This window comes from Bacillus sp. FJAT-25509 (genome assembly GCF_001420605.1).
GTDB lineage: Bacteria > Bacillota > Bacilli > Bacillales > Bacillaceae_G > Gottfriedia.
Genome location: NZ_LJIZ01000008.1, coordinates 195,280 through 219,657 on the forward strand (window position 1 = coordinate 195,280; position 24,378 = coordinate 219,657).

General features: G+C 32.7%; 22 protein-coding genes. 11 read left to right on the forward strand and 11 right to left on the reverse strand.

The features are described 5' to 3' along the window. Window positions 1-108 precede the first annotated feature (108 nt). A complete protein-coding gene (locus tag AN960_RS06070) occupies window positions 109-1,986 on the reverse strand; it encodes a vWA domain-containing protein (RefSeq protein WP_056468306.1) in 1,878 nt (625 codons plus the stop codon). 19 nt (window positions 1,987-2,005) lie between these two features. Continuing rightward, window positions 2,006-2,899: an ATP-binding protein gene (locus AN960_RS06075; protein ID WP_056468309.1), complete on the reverse strand. Its 894-nt coding sequence runs from the start codon at window positions 2,897-2,899 to the stop codon at window positions 2,006-2,008. A gap of 377 nt (window positions 2,900-3,276) precedes the next feature. On the opposite strand from AN960_RS06075, the gene pflB reads away from it, so the two are divergent. From pflB to AN960_RS06090, 3 genes are all read left to right on the forward strand, one after another. After that, the gene (gene pflB / locus AN960_RS06080) at window positions 3,277-5,502 is read left to right on the forward strand and encodes a formate C-acetyltransferase (protein WP_056468311.1); all 2,226 of its coding nucleotides are present in this window, start codon (window positions 3,277-3,279) and stop codon (window positions 5,500-5,502) included. A 94-nt stretch (window positions 5,503-5,596) separates the two neighbouring features. Continuing rightward, window positions 5,597-6,346, forward strand: a complete 750-nt coding sequence (pflA, locus tag AN960_RS06085; protein WP_056468314.1) for a pyruvate formate-lyase-activating protein — start codon at window positions 5,597-5,599, stop codon at window positions 6,344-6,346. Between the two features lie 177 nt (window positions 6,347-6,523). Continuing rightward, window positions 6,524-6,703, forward strand: a complete 180-nt coding sequence (locus AN960_RS06090) for a hypothetical protein (RefSeq protein WP_056468317.1) — start codon at window positions 6,524-6,526, stop codon at window positions 6,701-6,703. Between the two features lie 95 nt (window positions 6,704-6,798). Here the strand turns inward: AN960_RS06090 and AN960_RS23915 are convergent, their stop codons facing one another. From AN960_RS23915 to AN960_RS06105, 4 genes are all read right to left on the reverse strand, one after another. Continuing rightward, window positions 6,799-6,924, reverse strand: a complete 126-nt coding sequence (locus AN960_RS23915; protein WP_156339631.1) for a YfhE family protein — start codon at window positions 6,922-6,924, stop codon at window positions 6,799-6,801. Window positions 6,925-6,992: 68 nt separating this feature from the next. Then, window positions 6,993-7,553, reverse strand: a complete 561-nt coding sequence (locus AN960_RS06095; RefSeq protein ID WP_056468319.1) for a GNAT family N-acetyltransferase — start codon at window positions 7,551-7,553, stop codon at window positions 6,993-6,995. 317 nt (window positions 7,554-7,870) lie between these two features. Continuing rightward, window positions 7,871-9,001, reverse strand: coding sequence for an amidohydrolase (locus tag AN960_RS06100; protein ID WP_056468321.1), 1,131 nt, complete (start codon window positions 8,999-9,001; stop codon window positions 7,871-7,873). Window positions 9,002-9,019: 18 nt separating this feature from the next. After that, window positions 9,020-9,916: a TIGR01777 family oxidoreductase gene (locus AN960_RS06105; RefSeq protein WP_056468324.1), complete on the reverse strand. Its 897-nt coding sequence runs from the start codon at window positions 9,914-9,916 to the stop codon at window positions 9,020-9,022. 79 nt (window positions 9,917-9,995) lie between these two features. On the opposite strand from AN960_RS06105, the gene recX reads away from it, so the two are divergent. Both recX and AN960_RS06115 read left to right on the forward strand, forming a co-directional pair. Beyond that, complete coding sequence (recX, locus tag AN960_RS06110; protein WP_056468327.1) at window positions 9,996-10,814, forward strand: recombination regulator RecX; 819 nt, start codon at window positions 9,996-9,998, stop codon at window positions 10,812-10,814. A gap of 150 nt (window positions 10,815-10,964) precedes the next feature. Continuing rightward, a complete protein-coding gene (locus tag AN960_RS06115) occupies window positions 10,965-11,288 on the forward strand; it encodes a YfhH family protein (protein ID WP_056468329.1) in 324 nt (107 codons plus the stop codon). Window positions 11,289-11,305: 17 nt separating this feature from the next. Here the strand turns inward: AN960_RS06115 and sspK are convergent, their stop codons facing one another. Then, a complete protein-coding gene (gene sspK / locus AN960_RS23920; protein ID WP_082459389.1) occupies window positions 11,306-11,461 on the reverse strand; it encodes a small acid-soluble spore protein K in 156 nt (51 codons plus the stop codon). Window positions 11,462-11,584: 123 nt separating this feature from the next. Here sspK and AN960_RS06120 point away from each other — a divergent pair, with 123 nt between their 5' ends. Beyond that, window positions 11,585-11,863, forward strand: a complete 279-nt coding sequence (locus AN960_RS06120) for a YfhJ family protein (protein ID WP_056468333.1) — start codon at window positions 11,585-11,587, stop codon at window positions 11,861-11,863. A gap of 86 nt (window positions 11,864-11,949) precedes the next feature. Here the strand turns inward: AN960_RS06120 and AN960_RS06125 are convergent, their stop codons facing one another. Beyond that, window positions 11,950-12,927 (reverse strand): metal-dependent hydrolase, encoded by a 978-nt coding sequence (locus tag AN960_RS06125; protein WP_056468336.1) that lies wholly within the window; start codon window positions 12,925-12,927, stop codon window positions 11,950-11,952. Between the two features lie 86 nt (window positions 12,928-13,013). Between AN960_RS06125 and mutY the strand changes: the two genes are divergently transcribed. After that, on the forward strand, window positions 13,014-14,108 hold the full coding sequence (mutY, locus tag AN960_RS06130; RefSeq protein WP_056468339.1) for an A/G-specific adenine glycosylase: 1,095 nt from the start codon (window positions 13,014-13,016) through the stop codon (window positions 14,106-14,108). 52 nt (window positions 14,109-14,160) lie between these two features. On the opposite strand, the gene yfhS is transcribed toward mutY, so the two are convergent. Then, complete coding sequence (yfhS, locus tag AN960_RS06135) at window positions 14,161-14,385, reverse strand: mother cell protein YfhS (RefSeq protein ID WP_056468341.1); 225 nt, start codon at window positions 14,383-14,385, stop codon at window positions 14,161-14,163. Between the two features lie 131 nt (window positions 14,386-14,516). Here yfhS and AN960_RS06140 point away from each other — a divergent pair, with 131 nt between their 5' ends. From AN960_RS06140 to AN960_RS06155, 4 genes are all read left to right on the forward strand, one after another. Next, entirely contained in the window at window positions 14,517-14,711 is a 195-nt protein-coding gene (locus AN960_RS06140) for a gamma-type small acid-soluble spore protein (RefSeq protein ID WP_056468344.1), read from the forward strand. A 768-nt stretch (window positions 14,712-15,479) separates the two neighbouring features. After that, window positions 15,480-15,737, forward strand: coding sequence for a YgaB family protein (locus tag AN960_RS06145; RefSeq protein WP_025671838.1), 258 nt, complete (start codon window positions 15,480-15,482; stop codon window positions 15,735-15,737). 131 nt (window positions 15,738-15,868) lie between these two features. Then, window positions 15,869-16,399 (forward strand): nucleoside tri-diphosphate phosphatase, encoded by a 531-nt coding sequence (gene ntdP, locus AN960_RS06150; RefSeq protein WP_025671837.1) that lies wholly within the window; start codon window positions 15,869-15,871, stop codon window positions 16,397-16,399. Between the two features lie 104 nt (window positions 16,400-16,503). Continuing rightward, window positions 16,504-18,264, forward strand: coding sequence for an ABC transporter ATP-binding protein (locus AN960_RS06155; protein ID WP_056468346.1), 1,761 nt, complete (start codon window positions 16,504-16,506; stop codon window positions 18,262-18,264). A 187-nt stretch (window positions 18,265-18,451) separates the two neighbouring features. Here AN960_RS06155 and AN960_RS06160 read toward each other — a convergent pair whose 3' ends face one another. Both AN960_RS06160 and AN960_RS06165 read right to left on the reverse strand, forming a co-directional pair. Continuing rightward, entirely contained in the window at window positions 18,452-19,549 is a 1,098-nt protein-coding gene (locus tag AN960_RS06160; RefSeq protein ID WP_056468348.1) for an FUSC family protein, read from the reverse strand. A gap of 349 nt (window positions 19,550-19,898) precedes the next feature. After that, window positions 19,899-24,290, reverse strand: coding sequence for a glutamate synthase-related protein (locus AN960_RS06165; RefSeq protein ID WP_056468351.1), 4,392 nt, complete (start codon window positions 24,288-24,290; stop codon window positions 19,899-19,901). Between the last annotated feature and the right edge of the window lie 88 nt (window positions 24,291-24,378).

The following is a 24,378-nucleotide window of genomic DNA, read 5'->3' on the forward strand; positions in this document are numbered from 1 at the left end:
ACGATTTCGTTATGTAAATCCGTTCGACAAAATATTTTAACTTCCTATAAAATAAAAAGAAATAGGTTACTAGTAAACCTATTTCATTTCATTTTATGGACAACTATCTTATTCTATGCTTCTTAATAATAATTTTTTAAGCATTGGTTTTAATTGAAGTCTTAAATCTTCTGCATTTGAGGCGATTAAGTAATGGTGTTGATAAATATTTTTCATTAATTGTGAAGTTTCTTCTTGATGTTCTTCTTCTTCAATGAAAGTACCGATTACTTCAATTCCAAGTTTTCTAGCTTGCTTAACTGCTTCGTGCGTATCGATAATCCCATCCTGGAAATAATCTAATGCTGAAGGTTCGCCATCTGTAAACACGAGCAAAAATTTGTGCTTTTCTGTGCGTTTAGCGAGTTCTTCTGAAACAATTCGAATCATTAAGCCGTCACGATTGTCCTCTTCTTCTTGAAGTTGCATGATATTTGGACCTACTGAAGGTGATAAAGAGCTTGAAAAAGGAATGACTCGATGTAAAATATTTGGTTTATTTTCTTTTGTAGCATTTGAAGCATCTTCCCAAAAGCCACTAATGCTATGGGGGATTTTTAATTGTTTTAATGTTTCATGGAATAAAATGACGCTTTTTTTCACTTCATCCATTTTATTAAACATCGATCCAGAGCAATCAACTAATAAATAAAAGACAGCATCTAATTCTTTGGATTCAGTTTGTTTTTTATAAAACATTTTAGGATTTTCTTCTGTGAAAAGTCGAACCCATTTTTTATTTAACTTACCATAGAATTTATCAGTCGGTGCATTTTGTTTATTTTCTAATGATTTTTCAATTGTTTTTCTTAGTTCTTTAACATCTTTTGATACCATTGAAGACAATGTAGAATACTGTTTCTTTTCAGTAACTGTTTGCCCAATTGCTTCTTTATATTTAATCGAAACATTACTATTGTATTTACCAAAAGGATTTTGCTGTGAAGAGGATGAATTTGTAGCCTCATGTGAATCAGTTTGTTTTGACTTTTTATTCTCTCCTTGTTTGGAGGAACCGAATGCATTTGCAATTGCCTGATCGCCGGCCTCTTCTTCTCGTGCAAAATTTGCTTTAATAGAAGTTTTTGTACCACTTTCAACTTCAAATCGTAAAAAATTGTCATCTGTTTCATTATTTTTACTTTCTCTATGCCAGGTTGATAATCTTTCATTTTCGCTATTTCTTTCATCAAGACCTTCTTGCTGGTCGTCATTTTGAAGCTCTTTTACCTTACTATTACAAGAAGTTAATTCATTAATTTTATTTAACGGTAAATAGCCAAAGTATGTGTGAATCATATCTTCCTTATACAGTGAGAGTAATCTCTGCTGCACTCTAAATACAATAGAAGCAATATCACTTGTTTTCTTAGCTTCAAACGCTTGAAAGAGGATGGGTAAAATATCCTCGAGTTGTTCATTCGTTTGATAAGTTAATTGAGTTGAAGTAAGTGAAAGATAAATTAAACAAAACAATTGATCTAATTGGAAATTACGCATTTCATTTGCTTTAAATTGTGATTGAAAATAATGTCTATATATTTTTTTTCTCGTAGAAAATAATTGTCTTGTACCTGGTCTTTGATGAATAATCAACTCTTCAAGTCGGATATCCTCTAGAAGGACAAATAATTGTGTGAAAAAACTTTTTAAATGAGTTTCTTGCAATTCCTTTAGTGTATCTTTGAATTCACTAAAATCTGAGTAATGTTTATTACCTAAAGCTTTTAAGTACACATCTGATTTCAAACCTTGTAACTGTGTACTATGCTCTTGTGTATCCCAAAAATGACTTACAGTAAATTTTTGTTCTTCATCGTCGTAATACGCCTGAAAATCAAATTCTAAAAATGAATTACGATCTTTCGAAAGAGAAATCGATAAATTTTCCATTTGAAGAAAAGTGGAAGCGTCGATTTTTTTATTGTTAAAAATGATTTGTTTCATATATTAATCATCACTCATTTCAAGAAAGAAAATAACTTTCAGCTAGTTCTCTAACAGTTTCACGCTCAATATCATCACTTAATTTAGCGATAATTGTACGTTCAATTGCTCGAAGTACTGGTATATGAACAGATAAATCACATGCGTCAAGAACACCACGAATACTTGCTGCATCCTCACTAATTCTGCCTTCACTTGCTAATGGGATTAAATCACTTGAAAAGCTTGTGAATTTCTTAAGTAGTTCTTCATCTTGAAGCTCAGATTCAACTTTTAATAACTGAAGTAATGATTCCCCGTTAATGTATGGAACATCTATAATAATGAAGCGATTTTTTAAAGCTTCATTTAATTCGCTAGTTCCTACATATCCTTCATTAATTGCTGCGATTACTCTAAAGTTTTCGTCACCTTTTACTACTTCTTGAGTAAATGGATTTGTAATCATTTTACGATAATCAAGCGCACCATGTAGTAATGGTAATGTTTCTGGTTTAGCCATGTTAATTTCATCGATATATAAAATATGACCTTTCTTCATTGCTTTCATTAAAGGTCCATCGATGAATATTACTTCAGATCCGTGTGTATTAGAAGCAATTGTGTTGTAACCAACAATTCCTTCTAAATCTAAATCGACTGAGCAATTTATGCTATGCATTGGTTGATAAAACAATTTTGAAAGAGTCTCAGCTAAAACCGTTTTACCACTTCCTGTTGGACCTTTTAATAATATATTTTTACCAAGTAGAAGGGCAGTAATAGCATCTTCTAAAATCGTTTTGTCTTGAGAAACATATTGCTTTGTTCCGATTAATAATTGCTCTTCTTTTAGAACTTTTTGAATTTGTTCATTATATATTAAATTTAATTTTTCATTAATCGAACTAGAAAGATTTAGTTTTGTATTCATAAATTACTCCTTTAAATAAACATTGTTCAATTTCGGTTTTGTATTAACCATAGTATTAGCACATATCCGGATTGTGATTGTCTTGTCCATATTTTTCAGTGAATTTGCTAATACAGTTTCTATCTTTTGAGTATAACAGTTTGTTGTTTAACAGGAAAGTTTTCAGAGCGAATTACTATATATATGAAGCAACTGTAATTTAGTGGAAAGAATTAGGTGTTAATATTATTAACATCAAAACTACTTTGTTCAACATTTCACAATATGTTCATAATATAAGTGAAAGTTTCAGTTCATCGTATGATAAATTATATACGTAATCTGTTATATACCTAATTAGCTTTCTGTATTATATACAGAAGAGGAGGAGTAATACGATGGAACAATGGAGACAATTTGAAACTGGACGATGGGAAAAATCGATTGATGTAAGAGACTTTATTCAAAAAAATGTTAATTCTTATGTTGGGGATGAATCTTTTCTTGTTGGTCCAACTGAAGCAACTAGCAAACTTTGGGATTTAGTACTTAAGTTATCTAAGGAAGAACGCCAAAAGGGCGGAGTTTTAGATATGGATACGAAAATTGTATCTACGATCACTTCACACGAACCAGGTTACTTAGAAAAAGAATTAGAGCAAATTGTTGGATTCCAAACGGATAAACCTTTTAAAAGATCATTACAACCATTTGGTGGAATTCGAATGGCTGAAGCATCATGTGAATCTTATGGATATAAAGTTGATGAAGAAATAAGCAAAATATTTACAGAATATCGAAAAACGCATAATCAAGGCGTATTTGATGCTTATACTGCAGAAATGAAAGCAGCAAGGCGTTCAGGTGTTATTACTGGTCTACCTGATGCATATGGTCGTGGAAGAATTATAGGTGACTATAGAAGAGTAGCTCTATATGGCGTCGATCGACTAATTAAAGATAAAATTGATACATTAAATAAAATGACAAGTGTAATGACAGAAGAAGTAATACGAGATCGTGAAGAACTAAATGAACAAATTCGCGCATTAAATGAATTAAAACAAATGGCTGCAAAACATGGATTTGATATTTCTGGGTCGGCAACAAATGCAAAAGAAGCTTTCCAGTGGTTATATTTTGGATATTTAGCAGCTATAAAAGAGCAAAATGGGGCGGCGATGAGTTTAGGTCGAGTTTCAACATTTTTAGATATTTATATTGAACGCGATATTGAAGAGAATACTTTAACCGAACAAGAAGCACAAGAATTAGTCGATCATTTTGTAATGAAACTACGATTAGTTATGTTTGCTCGTACCCCTGATTATAATGAATTATTTTCTGGCGATCCTACTTGGGTAACAGAGTCAATTGGTGGAATAGGAATAGATGGTCGTCCACTAGTAACGAAAAACTCATTCCGCTTTTTAAATACTTTAGATAATCTAGGACCTGCTCCAGAACCTAACTTAACAGTACTTTGGTCAGAAAAACTACCAGTCGGATTTAAACAATATTGCGCTAAAATGTCCATTAAAACTAGCTCAATTCAGTATGAAAATGATGATATCATGCGTCCGGAATATGGTGATGATTATGGTATTGCATGTTGCGTATCCGCTATGACAATCGGTAAACAAATGCAATTCTTTGGTGCACGTGCAAATCTTGCGAAAGCATTATTATATGCAATTAACGGTGGTAAAGACGAAAAGTCAAAAGCTCAAGTAGCACCTATGTATGCTCCGATTACATCTGAGTATCTTGACTATGAAGAAGTGAAAATGAAGTTTGACGTTTTATTAGATTGGTTAGCAGGATTATATGTTAATACATTAAATTGTATCCACTTTATGCATGATAAATATAGCTATGAACGAATAGAGATGGCGTTACATGATGCAAATATAAAACGTACAATGGCAACAGGTATTGCAGGATTGTCAGTATGTGCTGATTCATTATCAGCAATTAAGCATGCAAAAGTTAAAACAATCCGCGATGAAAATGGAATTGTTGTTGATTTTGAAATTGAAGGAGACTATCCAAAATACGGTAACAACAATGATCTCGTAGATGATATTGCAGTAGAACTTGTTGAAAGCTTTATGGCAAAAGTAAGAAAGCATAAAACATATCGTAATTCAATCCATACAACATCAGTGCTAACGATTACGTCTAATGTTGTTTATGGTAAAAAGACAGGTAATACACCAGACGGTAGAAAAGCAGGTGAACCATTTGCTCCTGGTGCTAATCCTTTACATGGACGCGATACAAATGGAGCTCTAGCATCATTAAGTTCTGTAGCGAAATTACCTTACGAAGATGCACAAGATGGAATTTCAAATACTTTCTCAATCGTTCCGAAAGCTTTAGGAAAAGACGAGAGTACACAAATATTAAACTTAGTAGCAATGTTAGATGGATATACAGTAAAAGGTGGTCATCACTTAAACGTAAATGTATTCAATCGAGAAACATTAATGGATGCGATGGAACATCCTGAAGAATATCCGCAATTAACGATTAGAGTTTCGGGTTATGCAGTTAACTTCATAAAACTAACTAGGGAACAACAAATTGACGTTATAAATAGAACTTTCCACGGTTCTATGTAAAAATCCCAGTAATTAAAGCCTAGTGGGGGACATGCTTCACTAGGCTTTAATATTTTTACTAATCAGGAAAAAAACAGTTAAAAGGAGAATGACAATGATTTCAGGAAATATACATTCAATTGAAACTTGTGGAACTGTCGATGGACCAGGTCTTAGATATGTAATCTTTACGCAAGGATGTTTATTAAGATGTCAATATTGTCATAACGCAGATACGTGGAAAATTGGCGCAGGTAAAGAAATGTCAGTTGATCAATTAATGAAGGATATCAAGACGTATAATCCATTTATGAGATCATCTGGAGGTGGCGTTACGGTTAGTGGTGGAGAACCATTATTACAATTAGACTTTCTATTAGAACTTTTTAAATCTTGTAGAAAAAATGGGATTCATACAACAATTGATACATCTGGTGGATGTTTCAGTACTGATCAAAATTTTCTTTTAAAATTAGACGAAGTTTTAGAATACACTGATTTAGTATTATTAGATTTAAAGCATTTTGACGAAAAAAAACATATAAAACTTACGGGAAAATCAAATGAGCAGATTAAAATTTTTGCTAAATATTTGAGCGAGAAAAATATCCCGGTTTGGATAAGACATGTTCTAGTTCCTGGAATCACCGACTCAGAAGATGATTTAATAAAACTAGGTGGTTTTATTAACACTTTAGGTAACGTGGAAAAAGTAGAAATTTTACCATATCATCAATTAGGAGTCTATAAATGGGAAGCATTAGGATTAAAATATCCCTTAAAAGATATTCAACCACCTTCAAATGAAAGTGTTAATCATGCTTATCAACTATTAACTCAAAAGAAAGAATTACAAACTTGTTAATAAAACGAATTACTTTGAACTGTCCTTTAAATGTTAGTAGGCGTCTAACATTTAAAGGACAGTTTATTTTAATAGCTTTTTATTATTATTTAGACGATTGACTAAAATAAATTTGAGGTTAGTGAATATAATGAAAAATAGTTATTTATAGTTTCTTATTTTAAAGGGTGAATTTTTATGAAGGAGTTTCGATTTTCGTGGTATGTTTTACTAGATGAACAGAATGGTATCGAAGGGGGATCTTTTGTTCGAGGAGAAAAAATTGAAGATGAAATACATCGAATAAAAGAAAAACTTAGTAAGGAATATTATGTTAGACCGTCTTCGGTTTATATTTTTGAATCAAGTGAAATTTAATTAAGATATTGTAAATTTTTAAAGATGTTTTTATTCGTTAAAAAGTTATTCTAGAAAAACAAAAAGGCTTCCTAAGAAAGCCTTTTTGAATAAAATTATTTGCCTACTCCATTAAAATTAGTATAACCTGCAGCACGATCAGCTCTCTTAAATTCCTTTGCATATAATACTTCTTGAGTAGAACTTAAATTACGTCTCGTTTTATCTTTTCGTTTATCCACAAAAAACACCTCGCTAAGTTATAAAATCCTTAGTAAGTCTCTCCATTTTTTGTGGCTGATATACTAAATTATGCTTCTTTTAAATGCGTAACTTCATGTTGTTGGTAATCTTCACGCATTGTATGCAATAAATAATTGTCTTTAGTGATTTCAAATAAATCGTAAATTTCTTCATTTTGATTAATTTCATCATATAAACATTTACGTGATTCATTTGCTAGTGATGCGTATGGTAGTTTACTTGCAGCATAAAAAGAACGTTTATTAACTTTACGAATACGCATAAATATAGAGTTTATTCCTAAATCGTGAAATAACTCATGGAAGAAAGCGTCTTTTGCTGGTTTGTTATAACCCATTCCGTGAAAAGGTTTGCCTAACCAAGTTCCTAAAAAGCCAAATCCATCTTCAATATCATGTAAAGAAATGTTACCAATAGGGTTACCCCACTCATCTAAGATAGTTCTTGATATCATTTTTCCTTGTTCTTCTAGCTCGATTGCCTGCTTTGTGATAAAAAGAAATTCTTCGTACGAATTTGCTTTATGACGCACAAAGGGAAAGACATCAGGATGCACCATAAGTTCAAAAAGTACAGAACAATCTTGTAAATCTCGCTGTTTCAGCATCTCTACTCCTCCTCATTATAAGGGTAGCGAAAGAAGGTTACGCCACCCGCGAAATTTTTGTGAGGACTAAACAATAAAATTTAAAGTCCTGTGAAGTGCATTAACTATGAATAAATTAAGAATAATTTTTTTATGCACCCTAAAATTTCGGGGTGGGAATCGAACCCACTAGGACCAGCGATTTACTGGTGGCTCACCATTTGCCTTTCCCGTTAAAATACTATATAAGAAAAGTGTTTTCACACTTTCTATTTAATTTACCGCAAACGTTCTTACTATACTATAATAAACGATTTTGTTCAAATTGCAAACTAAAATTATTCGATATTTTTATACACAATTCTACCATCTATGACAGTGAGTAATGGTTTAGCCATATAATGAAATGGGTGATGGGACCATAATACTACATCACCATCTTTGCCAATTTCTAAACTACCAATTCTATGAGATAAATTAAGGTTTTTTGCTGGATTAATCGTAATTGCTTTTAATGCTTCTAGCTCAGGTAAACCTTCTCGAACTGCGATAGCTGCACATACATTTAAATACTGAATTGGTGTATAAGGATGGTCAGTAGTAATAGAAACACTTACACCAATATCAGCAAGAGCTTTGTATGTAGTCCAGGATTTATTTTTTAATTCGATTTTTGAACGTCTAGTTAATGTAGGACCAACAGATACTTGAAGGTTTCGATCCTTTAGATGGTCAATAATTAAATGACCTTCCGTACAATGTTCAATTCGTATATCTAAGTTAAATTCTTCCCCAAAACGTATAGCTGATAAAATATCATCTGCACGATGAGCATGAATTCGTACTGGAATTTCTCTATTTAAAGCTTTAATAATTGGTAAAATTCGAAAGTCATCTGGGTTATGCGAGTTTTTAGCTTCATAGAATGCTTCACGAAGCATTCCCATAATACCCATTCTAGTAATTGATTCTTTATTCCCGTTACTGTGAGTTCTTTTTGGATTTTCACCAAAAGCGATTTTCAATCCAGACGGTTCTTGAATAATCATTTTATCGATACTTTTACCATATGTTTTAATTGTACAAGTTGTTCCACCAATTACATTTCCACTACCAGGCATGATATGAGCTGTTGTAATTCCATGTTGGATCGCATCAGTAAAAGCAACATCAAGTGGCAATATTCCATCCATTGATCGAATATGCGGAGTCAATACCTCAATTGTTTCATTCGCATCATTTCCAGCCCAACCTGTTCCTTCATCATATAGTCCTAAATGAGTGTGTACATCAATAAAACCTGGAAAAAGTGGTTTTCCAGCACATTCTATAACAATCGTTTGATCTTCAATCGAAAATATCTCAGGTGCAATTTCTTTAATTTTCCCATTTTCAATTAACAAGTCATGGTTATATAAAACTTGTGATGTAATGGGGAAAATGGTTGCATTTTTAAATAATAGATTCATGATAAATCCTTTCAAATACTAATTTAAAGTTAACAGTAAAGCTTCTTTTAAAGACGGGAATTGAAAGTTATAATTAGTTTGAAGGGCTTTAGAAGGCATAACTTTTTGACCTTCTAAAACTAGCATACTCATTTCACCTAGTAATAATTGAAGGGCAAAATTTGGAACTCTTACTTTATTTGGTCGATGTAAAGCCGCTGAAAGGGTTCTGCTAAACTCGTTCATTGTTACGGGATTAGGTGACACTAAATTGATTGGCCCCCTAATTTCGGTATTTTTTATCGTATGAAGTATTAAGCCAACTACATCCTTCTCATGAATCCAAGAGATCCACTGGGTACCTTTTCCGATTGGACCACCAATAAACATTTTATAAGGCAAAATCATTTTTGGAAGTGCTCCACCATTTAATCCTAAAACAAGACCAAATCTGGCGAGAATAGTCCGAATTCCCAGTTCTTCAGCTTTTTTGGCAACAGTTTCCCATTCTCTTACAGTTGAAGCTAAAAAATCATCTGAAATAGGCTTGTCATGTTCATTAAAAGTTATTGACCCTGAGGTTCCATAAAACCCTATTGCGCTAGCATTAATAAAAAGGTTTGGACGATGGGCTTGTCTTTCAAACCATGTAATTAGAATATTTGTAGATTTTATACGACTTTGTAGAATTTTGTCTTTTATTTGTTTAGTCCACCTACCGCTGTTTATTGATTCACCAGCTAAGTTAATGACTATGTCAATGGACTCCCCAAAAGAATTCGAGGTTAATTGATCCCAATTAATATAAGTAATAAATGGATTAGATGATGTTCTTATATTTCTTGTGACAATATAACATTGAAATTCATGTCGAATAAATTCATTTATTAATTGAGATCCAATAAACCCTGTACCGCCTGTAAGAAGAATCTTCATCCACGCATCTCCTTAATTCATAATATGATATTATAATTTTTATGTGTACATAAAAACAAAATTTCTTTTGAGGTAAATTATGTCTATAATTACGAAAATTCAAGTTCAAAAATTAAATAAAGAACGATTTAATATTTACACAGATAGTGGTAATGGTGAAGAGTACTCGTTTAGTGTAGACGCTGATACTCTTGTTAAATTTAACATACAAAAAGGGCAATCATTTGTGCCATTTGAACTAGAAGAGATATTAAATGCCGATCAACTTAGAAAGGCATATCTTTCTAGCATTGTTTATTTATCTAGAATGATGAGAACAAAAAAAGAAATAGAACAATATTTAACAAAGCAAGAATTCTTAATTGAAACAATACAAACTACAATTATTCGACTTGTAGAAGAAGGGTATATTAATGAAGAAAAATATGCTGAAAGCTATGTCCGTACGTCTATTAATACGACGTTGAAAGGACCTACAGTCATTAAGAATGAATTATTAGCAAAAGGTATTCATATTTCTGTAATAGAGAAAAGCTTAAATTTATTTTCAAAAGATAAACAAATTCAACATGCTATTTCACTATGCCAAAAAAAGGTTTCTGCACTTTCTAAGTACTCAACAAATCAAAAAAAGGCAAAGCTTGAAGAGCTGCTAAGAAGAAAAGGATATTCTACTAACATCACTTCGATTGCAATTGAAGAAACACATTATGAAAGTGAAGAGGATGATGAATTACAAGCTCTATTAATACATGCAAGAAAAGCGAAAAAGAAATATGAAAAATTTAGCGGCTGGGAATATAATCAAAAAATGAAAACAGTATTATTTCGAAAAGGCTTCCCAATTGATCTAATTGAAAAAGCGATTTTAATTTTAGAAGAGGAAGAACTAAATTAAATTGCTTGTAGTATGTGTAGACAAAGAACTAAAAACTTGTTTTTCAGACTGATTGCAAGCGTTTGTCGACAGTCTGAAACTAAATTTATTGGTTGTCTGTTATTAGCTTGATATAATAAATATATCTAAATGATTTCGAGGAGAATTAAAATGGAAATTCCAAAACGATATAGTGACTTAACGAAAGATGAATTAGTTCAAGAAATCAGCAATTTGAATCATCAAGCTAGAAAAGCTGAACAAATGGATATGATCAATGAACTTGAAGTTATACTTCGTAAAAAAACGATGGCTCAATCATACTTATTAGACGTAAGTCAATTTATTCCTGGCGAGCAATATGAATTAATTGAAGAACCTGGTGTATTATTTATGATCACATACATGAATGGGATTTTTGCTTGGGGCCATAAAAGCACTAGTGAAGAAGAAATAGGAATCCCAATTGCATTATTAAAGAAACCAGGGATGTAAAAACCCTGGTTAAATTTCTATTCATCACGATTACTTTTTGCCATACGATCTTGTGGATTTGTATTAATGCTCCCATTTGGACGGATAGAAGCATTTTGTGATTTGTAATCAATATTACCATCAATAGCCATATCATGCTTTTGTTTTGAAAAACGTTCGCTTTTTGTTGTCATTAAAAAAACCCCCTAGTGATTTGATTAAAACTAATTGATGAAATGAACCATCATCAATATGATGACCATTTTGGATTCAGATATGATGATAATAAATGTTTAAAAATTGGAAGGTGTAATAATATGGAGAAGTATTTAGAGCAATTAACTGAGCTATTACTTAAAGAAAATAGTCATTTAACATATTCACAAGCAAAAATTTGGGTTGAATGGCTATGGGAAGATTTTGAAGCAACTTATGCTAAGGCAGGAGAATATCATGGTGAACAAATGTCTAAAAAGGTTGTTCAACAATTTATTTTCCAATATGGAAAATATTTGCATGAAACAGATATCAAAATTGCGAAGCCACCTAGTTTAGAAATTTTAGAAACGAAAGAGAAGGATAATCTTCTTCATTAATTAAATAACCCTTAGCAAAAAAATGCTAAGGGTTATTTTTTGATTAGAGGATAAAACGAATGGATTTTCATTAAGTGATGCGTTTTTCAAGATTCCACTTTTAGTTTTTTCTGCAATTTTTTCTCACTAAAGATCCAGCCCGTGAATGAACTGATAATATTATGTTCGTAGTCGAATTTGACTACTGCAACAAATGGGTAGTATGTTTCGGTTCGATACCTTAGATCGATTAGTCTTAATTCTTTATGGTCATCATGTCCAATCAATTCCCAAATATAAACTGGTGAAAATGCCAGAAATGATTTAACGTTTTCATCCTTAAAGGCTGCTTTTACATCTTCAATTACTGGTAAGGGGATTCTTTTAAATACGTCGTGGATTTTAAAGATTCTTTTCTTTATTTTGCCAACGTAATGATGAGAATCTGTACTTGCTACAATATGATAATGAGTGTATTTTATAGAAGGTGAAACATAGACCCGTTTTACATCTGGTAATTTTTTTGTGACGGTCTGAATCACGATTTGTTTTTGTCGATATCTAAACGCATAGTAAAAAATCATAATGAAATAGAGCATGACACAGATCGGACCAGCTCTAAAATGAAAAATAACAAATGGAACTCCAACTAAATGGATTGCAAAAATAATTGGATCGAAAGTGTTGATAATGCCAAAAGCAATCCAGCGTTTTGAAAATGGCCTTAGTGCTTGAGTTCCATAGGCATTAAATAAATCAACGAATACGTGCACACTTACTGCCATGAAAGACCAAAATAAATAGAGTGCATAGTGATCTCTATGGTTAAATAATGTCATAAGCGCAGAAAGTGATAATGTCCATAAAATGACTGCAGGAATTGAATGCGTAATTCCACGATGATGTTTTAAATATTTTGCGTTATTTCTTAATTTTAATATCGTGTCACTGTCTGGTAATTGTGATCCAATGATTGTTGTTAATAAGAGTGAGTTTGTCAAATGTGGATCATGTAGGACAATTGGACTCAGGGTTGCTAATCCGCCAAGTGTAAATCCCATTACAAGATGAGTACCAGTATCCATTTAGTTCCTCCCTTTACTTACCCTTTTAATTTTTATAGTATTGACTATTAACAAAAACATATAGATGTTAGAGAAAGGTATAAGTTATGAATAATGATTTAAATAAGACATTAGAAGTTTTCCCCAAAAATGACTTTAAAAATAATTTAGTTAATTGGTTTTTAGCAGAACAGAGAGATTTACCTTGGAGAAAGAATAAAGACCCATATCGAGTATGGGTTTCAGAAATAATGCTTCAGCAAACACGTGTAGATACAGTAATCCCTTTTTATAATAAGTTTATGCAAAATTTCCCGACTATTGCTGACTTGGCGAATGCCGAGGATGAAAAAGTATTGAAAGCATGGGAAGGACTTGGGTATTATTCTAGAGCTAGAAATTTGCAATCTGCTGTACGAGAAGTCCATGAAGAGTATTCAGGGAAAGTACCAGATACACCGGAATTAATAAGCAAATTAAAAGGCGTAGGACCATATACTGCTGGAGCTATCCTTAGTATTGCATACGGTAAACCAGAGCCAGCGGTTGATGGGAATGTAATGAGGGTATTATCTAGAATACTAACAATTTGGGAGGACATTGGTGTTCCTAAAAACCGAAAAATTTTTGAACAAGCTGTAAGAGCTTTAATTAGTCATGAAGATCCATCTGCCTTTAATCAAGGTCTGATGGAATTAGGTGCATTAATATGTACACCAACAAATCCAGCATGTTTACTTTGTCCTGTGAGGGAACAATGTTTAGCGTTTGAAACTGGAGTTGTTACTGAGTTACCGATAAAAAGTAAAAAGAAAGCACCAAAACCAGTTAATTTAGCAGTAGGTGTCATTAAGAATAAAAATAATCAATATTTAATTCAACAAAGACCTTCTAGTGGATTACTTGCTAATATGTGGGAGTTTCCAACTGCTGAACTACAATCAACGTTGTTATCTAAAAGTGATACGCTTAGCTTTTTCTTAAATCAAGAATCTCAATTAGTAGTTGAAGGGTTATCATATCAATTTAATATTGAGCATGTTTTTTCACATCTTGTATGGAAAATGGAAGTTTATATTGGAGAAGCAGTAAATGAGGGTAGTTTATCAAGTAATCAGAAATGGGTAACATTAGATGAGTGTAAAGAGCTGCCGTTTCCAGTAGTGCATCAAAAGATTTATCAGCAAATCGAAAAGCTTTGAAACAAAAAGCCTCCAACAAGTGTTTGGAGGTTTTTGTGATTTGAGAGTCACTTTAGTCAATAGTAGGGCGGGTACCACTAGTCCAGTCTGCTTCATTTCTATGAAGACCACCGCGTGATTCAATTTCTTTTATTATTTCTTTTTGCATTGTGCTACCTTCAATATTTAAATAACCAGTTATTTGCTGAAATGAATGATGATAGTATTCCAACTCACTATCTTTCCACTGAGTTTTTGGAGTCATTGATAATTCTGAAAGATCTCTGCCAACGTACATAAATAAACCTCCTTATAATTTCTTCTCATAGTTTTCCACTCAACTGGTTCAATAAACAAAAAAATTAGTAAAGTTTTTTTACATAATAAACTGAATGATGGACATCATATTATTTGTGGAGGTGATAAATCATGAACAACAACAACAATCAATTCAATGCTGGAAAAACAGCATCTGGAACTAACATTGGAAAAGTTAAACAACAAAACCAAAGTTTTGGACAAGAGTTTTCAAGTGAAACTGATGTTCAAGCTGTAAGAGAAGCAAATGCACAATCTGCACAAAAATCTGCTTCTAAAAACTTTGGACAACAAAACCAACAATAATCCTTTAAAGAGGAATTACTAGAAGTGCGCTGTTGATGAGGAGATCGTAAGTAAAGTCTTACTTTCTAAAAATCATCTTCCTGTCTGATGAGAGATCATGCAGTCTAGTTGTTATAAAGAACGTTCAAAAAGAGCACCCTTATATTGAGGGTGCTCTTTTCATATTGTTGAAAAATAAAAGGTAAATGGTCAAACGTATAGTAAGCGAATCTTATTGATAATATAATTCTTCTTTTATGCTCTAATATTTTTTTTATTGTTAGTATATTTGAGCGGTTTTATAATTTTTAAGAGCATTTAGAAAAACAATTTCAAAAAATTATAATACGTTGATGTTCGACCTTAATTCACCTTTAAACTGATTTACAAGTTGTAATAAAACTCTAAGTAAAGGATATTAAATTAGGTTTTTAGAGTAACCATTTTTATGATGAATAGTTGATTGGAACGAAGGGATGCTCGACTCCTATGGGATAAGTGGGAAGGCTGAGACCCCGGAGGCTCGCCGAGGAGGCTTAGGTCTCGCCCCATGGAAAGCGAGCACCCTGTAGTGGAAATCAACCTCATTAACTCCTTTTACGAAAATTTGGTAATTAATTGATAAGGGTGTTTTTCAACAGCATGAAAAGAGTAATTTAAATCCAACATTTTAAATCCACATAGAATTATTAATTTCTTCTCAATAGTCAAATATCGTCAAATGTAGTCAAAGGGATTATGTTAGTTTTCAAGAAATAGTGTAATAATGAAATAAGGATGGTGAATGGTATGCAAGTATTCGATGAATTGGTAAGTCGTCAGCTTGAAACAATGGATCAGTTAATAAAGATTCAAGAAGAAATTGAACGTTGTCAAGAAATTGAAAACCAACTATTTGAATTAGAGGATTTATCAAAATTGTCTTCTATCCAAGATGAGATACATATAATGAGATCTGAATTAAAAGCTATCCAAGACACCTTTTTAATACAAACACAGCAAATTATTAAATCTTTCTCAGATGAGAGAAAAATTGCATTAAAATAAAAAAAACAATGGGGCATTTTACCAAATTAATCTCCCTTTTGTTTAAAAATGGATAAGAACTAGTTATAATAGAAGTGTAAAGTATAAATAAAGTGTTGAAATGCGTCCACACTAGAAAGAAGGGAGAAACAATGAACGTTCCCAAACCAGGAGAAAAAATACAGATACATAGTTACAAACATAATGGACATATTCATCGTATATGGGAAGAGACAACCATTTTAAAAGGGACGCAGCAGTTAGTAATTGGCGCAAATGATCGCACGCTTGTAACTGAATCGGACGGTAGAACATGGGTTACACGAGAGCCAGCAATTTGTTACTTTGATATGGATTATTGGTTTAATGTCATTGGAATGATTAGAGAAGATGGAGTTTATTATTACTGTAATATTAGCTCACCATTCGTCTATGAAGATGGTGCCATTAAGTATATTGACTATGATCTAGATATTAAGGTTTTTCCAGATATGACTTACGTGCTGTTAGATGAAGATGAATATGAGAATCATCGACAAATAATGAATTATCCTCCTATTATTGACCCAATCTTAAAAAAGAACTTAGGTTATTTAAAGGAATTAATTCATCAACGAAAAGGGCCGTTTGCTACCGATTTTATTGATAATTGGTATGAACGATTCTTAATGTATCGTGATTAATCGAAACTGTTGAGCGGACTTAGTCTTTTGAGAATCAATCATCTCAAAAAGATAAATTCTTGTGCTCAACAGTTTCTTTTTGAATGATATGAAAGGATGAAAATATGGGAAGTATTAAACGTTATTTAAAATTTGTTAAACCATATCGATTTCATATTTTTTTAACGATTGCGATCGGGATCATTAAATTTGGAATCCCATTGATATTACCGTTTTTATTAAAATATGTAGTAGATAACATCATTAATTCATCATTACCAATTGCAACTAAAAGTTCACATCTTATCTATATCATGCTAATTGCATTTGGAATATTTGTTATTGTAAGACCACCTATAGAGTATTTCAGACAGTATTATGCTCAATATATCGGTAGTCGAATTTTATTTGATATTAGGGATCATTTATTTAAACATTTACAAAAACTAAGCTTAAGATATTATGCTAATGCAAAAACGGGCGAAGTCATTTCGCGAGTAATAAATGATGTTGAATCGACAAAAGACTTTGTTATTACTGGGTTAATGAATGTTTGGTTAGATTTAATTACAATCTTAATTACAGTTACAATCATGTTAACAATGGATGTAAAGTTAACGCTTGTATCACTAATCGTATTACCGTTTTATACATTAGCAGTAAAGTACTTTTTCGGTCGACTTCGTTTCTTGACTCGTCAAAGATCTCAAGCTTTAGCTGTTTTACAAGGGTTCTTAACAGAAAGAATTCAAGGGATGCAAGTAACACGAAGTTTTGCATTGGAAGATTATGAAAGCGGACTATTCAAAGAAAAAAACGGTGAGTTTTTAGATCGTGCTCTTAAACATACAGGCTGGAATGCAAGGACATTTACAATCATTAATACATTAACTGATATTGGTCCTTTATTAATTATCGGTTTTTCTGCTTATCAAGTTATTCATGGTCATTTAACGCTTGGTGAGATGGTTGCATTCGTTGGGTATATTGATCGTTTATATGATCCACTTAGAAGATTAGCGAATTCTTCAACGGCGTTAACTCAATCGTTTGCTTCGATGGATCGTGTCTTTGAATTAATGGATGAAAAATATGACATCGTTAATCGCGATAATCCAATCAATGCCAAAAAGTTAGATGGTCAAATCCACTTTAATCAAGTATCGTTTCAATATAATGATGTTGACGATGAGGTCATTCAAGATGTAACGTTCCAAATTGAGCCTGGTCAAAAAATTGCATTAGTTGGATCGAGTGGTGGAGGAAAGTCTTCATTAGTTAGTTTAATACCACGTTTTTATGACGTAACAAAAGGGTCTATTAAAATTGATGGTGTTGATATAAGGGACTATGATTTGAAAAGCATGCGTGAAAAAATCGGTATTGTTTTACAAGACAATTTTCTATTTAGTGATACTGTAAAATCGAATATTCGTTATGGGAATCCGAGCGCTAGTGAAGAAGAAATTATTGCGGCTGCCAAAGCAGCAAATGCACATGATTTTATCATGAGTTTACCAGATGGGTACGACACGCTTGTTGGGGAAAGAGGAGTAAAGCTTTCTGGCGGTCAAAAACAACGTGTAGCAATTGCCCGTGTATTTTTAAGAAATCCTTCTATTCTAATATTTGACGAGGCTACTTCAGCTCTTGATTTAGAAAATGAAAGGTATATTCAAGACGCGATTCATGAACTAGCAATGAACCGTACAACAATATTTATTGCACATAGATTATCTACCATTACACATGTAGATAAAATCGTTTATATTGATCAAGGTCAAATTGTCGAAATTGGTTCTCATGAGGAATTAATGGCTAAAAAAGAAGCTTACTATCATTTGTTTGAAATTCAAAATTTAGAGATTAGTTCGAGTTCGGTATAAAAGATTAGCACAAAGAAATTAGTTTCTTTGTGCTTTTTTATTACTTTCAAATCGATCTGGAAATGGATAAAAATCGGTTAATTATCTATGGCAAGGATTGAAAAAAGCAACAACCATATAAAGAATGCGGTCGAGATACCCCATTTACAAACACTCAAAACAAAAAGCCTCCGCAATTCGGAGGCTTTTACATTGTTTCAGCCTGTTCAACTTGAACTTGGTATTCTTTGTGATAAGTTTGATGGCTATCAACGAGTGTATTTAAATGCTCAACATTTTCGCTATATTCTAAAATGGCAGATACTACTTGGAATAAATGTAACCATGTTTTTTGTTTTTCTTCGTCATTAATATCATGGTGGTCCAAGAATGCCTTTGTTAATTTATCTTTTATTATATTTTCTTCTCTGTGAAGTGGAGCAGTTTGATCAAAGTTTACTTTGCCGATTAATTTCATTAAAGCATGTTCATGAAATTGAGTTAAACATGTTAATTCATTTTTTACTAAATCTTGGAATTCTTTCGGAGATGCGTTAATTTCATATTCTAATCGGTTTAAAGCTTTTAACGTATCAAATGCGTTATCGGCTGTGACAAGCATTTGTCTAAACAATACGATTTTACGAGCTTTTTCATGCTCTTTTTTCTTACGACCAACAAGAATGATTCGGTCTTCTTTGTATAAGCGATATATTTTCGTAACATTTCTCATGATTTCTTTTAATTGATAAATTTCATCTTTTAAACCATTATGGCTAACAGTTTTGTGTAGAGCCATCATCATTAGTTTATTTGTTTGTTCAGTAATCGAAATCATGCCACGAGATAATTTTTTTTCATAATTTGGAGGCATTAAGAAAATATTTACAAATGATGCAGCTAAGACACCAATCGTTACTGCCAAAATACGATCGAAAGTAAAAATGGCAAAGTGTTCGGTACTTGTACTTACCTCCATAATAACGACTACAGTAACTAATGTTGTAGCAATTGTATTTTCGAGTTTTAGTTTTAATGTAATTATAATCACTAGAATACATGTAAATCCGATAATTACTGGATTATTCCCTAGAGTAATCACTGCGATAATTGCCAGTATCGCACCAATCAAGTTAGCCTGAAGTTGTTCAATTAACGATTTATATGATTGGTTTACTGATGATTTTAATGCCGAAATAGCAGAGATACCTGCAATTGAAGCTGTAGATAAATCAAAAAACATCGCGCTATAAATGGCGAGCGTAATAGCTATACCAGTTTTTAGAACACGCGCTCCTAATCTCATTGTATTACTCCTTTTTGTTTGTCTAGCTTAAAGCTTGTAATGAAATATGAACGTTTAACTATATTACTACTAAACTACTATTTATTACATCGAGTGTTTTTCAAAATTTCTTCAATTAAAAGTAACTTTTATTTTTTTCTCATGTAACATCTTGTAACTATACAATGAACTACACGCATTATCAATACAAATTTATAAGAAATTTTGTTAATTATATGACTGGGGAAAAAGATTAAATTATTAGTTAAATTAAAAGATTTTGAACTTAAAAATGAAAGGGCTTTACTATTAAATAAGGTGGTAGAACTGTGAAAAAAGAAGCGAAATTTTTCGCTTCTTTTTTATAAAATCATTCAGTTGAAACAGACGGATCCGCTTGTTCTTTTTTAGGTTTAATTTGTAAGAAGTTTTGTTCAATATCGTCTAATAAACTTTGAACAAATACAGCTTCGTCATGTTGATTATACTGATTTAAAAGTGATATATATTTCACTAACAATTCATTTAGATCGTTTTTACCAGTTTCATCGACCGGTACAATACTTACACTTGCACCTTTTGCGATTCGATTTTGGTAAGCATCTTTAGTAAGACCTAATTCAGATGAGTTTCGAACGTAAATTACTCCGCCAGTCATACCTGCACACATCCATGGACCTGGATCTCCTAGAACAACTGCACGACCACCAGTCATATATTCAAAAGCAAATCCGTTTATATTTGCTTTTGCACCAAGACGAGTTTTCTGTGTTATAGGTTGACTAGATTGATTATGGCCACCAATTACTACATCGGCTCCTGATAAACGAATGCCTGCTCGTGAATCAGCGTTACCTTGAATAAAGAATTGTCCTTTTTGTGCTCCATATGCAAAGCATTTTCCGACCGAACCACCAAAGTATTGACCGTTAGCACCTAAAGCTTTACTAATAAAAATCGTTCCACCAAAAGCAGTTTTCGCTACACCATCTTGAGCTCCGCCTTGAACGAATACAGAATAATCTTCCACTGTATAAGTTCCTAAGCCATTTCCAGGAATAGATTGGTCCTCGAAGCTAATCTCGACAGGGGAAGCTACACCTTGCGTTTGTTTTTTTACTACTAGGTCATGGATTAATAAGCTGCCGGCATGTCGATATTCATTGTCAACCTTTGCATAAACTCCAACGTCATTACTTTGAAGTACTTTAGCAGATTCTCCATTCGAAAGTACATATTCTTTAGCCTCAATTTTATTAGTAGATAATAAATTAGTTAAACTTAGCGTATCTAAAAATCTTGTTTGTTTTAGGAATTTAGTTTTACCAACAAGCTCTTGAGCATTTTTTACTCCTAATGAACCGACAATCACTTGTAATTCATCTTTGAATGCAGTGAAGAATTGAACTAAGTTTGTTACAGCTGTTTCAAGTTGTCTAGGTGTGAATTTTCGTAAACCGTGATGCATTGCTTCTATTTCTGATTCGATTTGTGTTGCAATACCAACGTGGCATGTATCTAAATGACAACCACGACATGTCGTACAACCGATTGCAATCATTGATAAAGTTCCAAATCCGATTCGGTTTGCACCTAAAATCATCATTTTTACTACATCATTTACGCTTTTCATTCCGCCATCTGCCCAAATTTCGACAGAGTTACGTAAACCAGATTCTAGTAGTGCATTATGAGCTGCACGAACACCTATTTCAACTGGTAAGCCTACATTTTGAATTGCATGAACACGGGCAGCTCCAGTTCCACCATCAAAACCACTAATATTTATAAAGTTTGCACCCGCTTTTGCAATACCAACAGCAATTGTGCCGATATTAGGAACAACAGGGACTTTTACAGCAACTTTTGCTTTAGGGTTAACAGCTTTAATTTCACTAATCATTTGAGCTAAATCTTCAATCGAATAAATATCATGATTATTTGAAGGTGAAATTAAATCAGAACCAAGTGTTGCATTTCTCGTTTCCGCAATTTTTTGTGTAACTTTTGAAGCGGGTAAATGACCACCTTCACCAGGTTTTGCACCTTGACCGATTTTAATTTCAATTAAGTTAGAAGAGTGAAGTAAATTAGCATTAACTCCGAATCGGCCCGAAGCGATTTGCTGCCCACGAGTGTTTGGATATTTTCCAATCATATCTTGGATTTCTCCACCTTCACCATTTAAGCTAATCATATTTAGTCGATTAGCGCCTTCAGCATATGCTCTGAAAGCAACTTCATTTTGAGATCCAAATGACATAGAACTAATAATAAATGGTAGTGAGTGAGTACCTATTTCTAATGAAACCTGTCTTGAATCAACTGGTTTACTGCTCTCAACTAAAGAAAGCGCATGACGTACTGTAGTTGGTCTTTCTTCTTCGATTTGATTTAATTTTTGACGGTATGTTTCATAACTACCAGTTTGTGCTGTTTCTCCAATAGCTTTCCAAATTCGAGGGAATACATGGAAAGATTTTGGCATTACTGCGTTATTTGCGTTGTAATCTTCAGAACGTTTTTTCGAATCAGCCTCTAACAATTTGAATCCAGAAACTGTTTGATCACCGAAGAAATTTATTATACCTAAAGACGAAGAGATATCTTCTTGTAATCCAATGCTACTGAACATTTTTGCATAACCTCGTAGTTCATGCATACCTATTGTTGAAATAACTTTTTCGATTCCTTTATTTAAAACATCATAAAGTTTTACTATTTTTTCAGGAGCTTCCAATTCTGAAATTGTTCCAAAAAGGAAATGTGGATTAATTGCATCTGCTCCTAAACCTTTCATTACCATTAAATCGTGAAGATTACGGACTGCAGCTGTCTTCAAGACAATCGAACAGTTTCTTCTTAACCTAGCATTCACAAGTCCATTATGGATTATCGCTGTAATAAGAGCCGGATCGATCCAGTATTGATTATTTTTATGAGCTTCATCATCGGTAATAACAATACATTCTGCACCATTTTTTACAGCTTCTATTGCTTCGTATTTATATTGAGACAAAGTTTCTTCTAAAGGTAAATTAGAAAATGTACTTTGAATTGTATAAAGTTTATTTTCTAATTGATATAGATTTAGAATTTCTTCATACGAAATTTGTTGACGACTAGCTTTTAGCGTATTTCCTACAAAACCATCACCTAATATCGGAGAAGGGAGTTGTAGTACAATACCTGAATCTTTCTTTGTAATAGATGGCCTTTTTCCTAATATGACAGAAATAGAGAAATGCTCTGTTTCACGATCTCGATCGATTGCAGGGTTCGTTACTACGGCAACTGTTTCTTTCATAAAGTCAGAAAGATTTTTTCTAGCTTCATCTAAACATGCTAGTGGTGCGTCATGCCCTAATGAACGAATAGGTTCTGCACCTTTTTCTGCCATTTGTTCAACTAATTGGATTTGTTCCTTTTGCCATCCAAAAGCTCCATATTCAAACGGATGAATTGAAGGAGGTGAGTGTTCAACGTAATCAGCTGAATTTGCTTCTTTATTTGCTAGATTCATCGTTAATTTTTCGTTTAGTTTCGTTGTAACGAAATGTGATAATTCACGGTGTGTTAATAGTTGAGCACGGTCTTTTAGTAAATTAATACCGATTTTTTCTCCGGGCGAAAGGGCATGTGGCTCAGATATAAATAATTCTGGAGAAAGGATGCCTTGCTCAGATGAAAAAACATAATAATCATTTGTTTCAAGTAACCAAACAGGTCGTAATCCTAATGCGTCCACACTAGCAACAAATTCATTTCCTTCCCTTGTAAGTACACCTGCAGGACCTTGACAATATGGACCGAATGTACTTCGAATCGTATTGTAAATGGAGTTTACTTCTTGATCTGATTCATATTCTGCAGGTACAGGCGGGAATAATAATTCCATTGCTTCTTTCAAAGAGTAGTTATATTTATGAATAAGTGTTTCGAGTGTTATATTTACATCTTGTGAATCACTATTTCCATGCTTAATATTTGCGCCAATTTGTTTTGCTTCAATTCTTAATTGTTCAATTGTATTAATTTCTCCATTATGTGCTAGCATGCTAAATGGTTGAACTCTTGAAAACGAAGAAGATGTGTTTGTTGAGTAGCGATTATGACCTACTACAACGGATGATTGAAAATTAGAATCTTGTAAATCAGAATAGTATGACAATAAAGTATCGATTGTTCCCATTACTTTATAAACGCAAGTTGATTGGCTGAGAGAGACAACAGTTACATTTGTTTTTTTGCTAATAATATTTGTTAAATCAAATAAAGTTGTGTTTTGGTGATTTTTAATTGGAAGTAGTGCTACTTGTAAAAACTCAGGCTCTACTGCTTGAGCGATTGGACCAAGTGCTGAAGTAAAGGTTTGATTACAACTATGATATAAGGTTTCATAACCATTATCTTCAAAAATTTGGAGTAAAGTTTGTATTTCAGATTTTTCATCTAAAAAGAAATGTCCAACTGTAAAAGAAGGGTGTGTAACAACTTCTGGACTAATTCCTACAGATGTAAGTTTTTCTTGCCAGAGTAGAGTAGGGATGTCAGTCTGAATTCCTACACCATCACCTTCACCGTTCGTAAATCCCGCTCGATGATTCATCTTTCGTAAACTTTCAGCAGCAATATCGATCGTTTCTCTTGTTTGAGTTATAGAACGATTGATAAAGGCAACGATTCCACATGCATCATGTTCGTTATTGTAATAATCTCTAAATAAACCTGGTGACCATTCTGTTTTTGTTTGAAATTTCATTTAACTACCTCCTATTTTATGGTAAAAAGATTGATTATTCAGAATTAACTATGTATGAATAGAGGTCACTTCAAGTTGTAGTGACCTC

Bases quoted from the DNA above. Each gene is read 5' to 3' on its own strand.
- AN960_RS06155 (WP_056468346.1), top strand. From the start codon at position 16,504: ATGGGAAGTATTAAACGTTATTTAAAATTTGTTAAACCATATCGATTT.
- AN960_RS06090 (WP_056468317.1), top strand. From the start codon at position 6,524: ATGAAGGAGTTTCGATTTTCGTGGTATGTTTTACTAGATGAACAGAAT.
- AN960_RS06120 (WP_056468333.1), top strand. From the start codon at position 11,585: ATGGAGAAGTATTTAGAGCAATTAACTGAGCTATTACTTAAAGAAAAT.
- sspK (WP_082459389.1), bottom strand. From the start codon at position 11,461: ATGACAACAAAAAGCGAACGTTTTTCAAAACAAAAGCATGATATGGCT.
- AN960_RS06160 (WP_056468348.1), bottom strand. From the start codon at position 19,549: ATGAGATTAGGAGCGCGTGTTCTAAAAACTGGTATAGCTATTACGCTC.
- AN960_RS06140 (WP_056468344.1), top strand. From the start codon at position 14,517: ATGAACAACAACAACAATCAATTCAATGCTGGAAAAACAGCATCTGGA.
- pflA (WP_056468314.1), top strand. From the start codon at position 5,597: ATGATTTCAGGAAATATACATTCAATTGAAACTTGTGGAACTGTCGAT.
- AN960_RS06095 (WP_056468319.1), bottom strand. From the start codon at position 7,553: ATGCTGAAACAGCGAGATTTACAAGATTGTTCTGTACTTTTTGAACTT.
- AN960_RS06105 (WP_056468324.1), bottom strand. From the start codon at position 9,916: ATGAAGATTCTTCTTACAGGCGGTACAGGGTTTATTGGATCTCAATTA.
- pflB (WP_056468311.1), top strand. From the start codon at position 3,277: ATGGAACAATGGAGACAATTTGAAACTGGACGATGGGAAAAATCGATT.
- yfhS (WP_056468341.1), bottom strand. From the start codon at position 14,385: ATGTACGTTGGCAGAGATCTTTCAGAATTATCAATGACTCCAAAAACT.
- AN960_RS06125 (WP_056468336.1), bottom strand. From the start codon at position 12,927: ATGGATACTGGTACTCATCTTGTAATGGGATTTACACTTGGCGGATTA.
- AN960_RS06145 (WP_025671838.1), top strand. From the start codon at position 15,480: ATGCAAGTATTCGATGAATTGGTAAGTCGTCAGCTTGAAACAATGGAT.
- AN960_RS06075 (WP_056468309.1), bottom strand. From the start codon at position 2,899: ATGAATACAAAACTAAATCTTTCTAGTTCGATTAATGAAAAATTAAAT.
- AN960_RS06100 (WP_056468321.1), bottom strand. From the start codon at position 9,001: ATGAATCTATTATTTAAAAATGCAACCATTTTCCCCATTACATCACAA.
- ntdP (WP_025671837.1), top strand. From the start codon at position 15,869: ATGAACGTTCCCAAACCAGGAGAAAAAATACAGATACATAGTTACAAA.
- mutY (WP_056468339.1), top strand. From the start codon at position 13,014: ATGAATAATGATTTAAATAAGACATTAGAAGTTTTCCCCAAAAATGAC.
- AN960_RS06070 (WP_056468306.1), bottom strand. From the start codon at position 1,986: ATGAAACAAATCATTTTTAACAATAAAAAAATCGACGCTTCCACTTTT.
- recX (WP_056468327.1), top strand. From the start codon at position 9,996: ATGTCTATAATTACGAAAATTCAAGTTCAAAAATTAAATAAAGAACGA.
- AN960_RS06165 (WP_056468351.1), bottom strand. From the start codon at position 24,290: ATGAAATTTCAAACAAAAACAGAATGGTCACCAGGTTTATTTAGAGAT.
- AN960_RS06115 (WP_056468329.1), top strand. From the start codon at position 10,965: ATGGAAATTCCAAAACGATATAGTGACTTAACGAAAGATGAATTAGTT.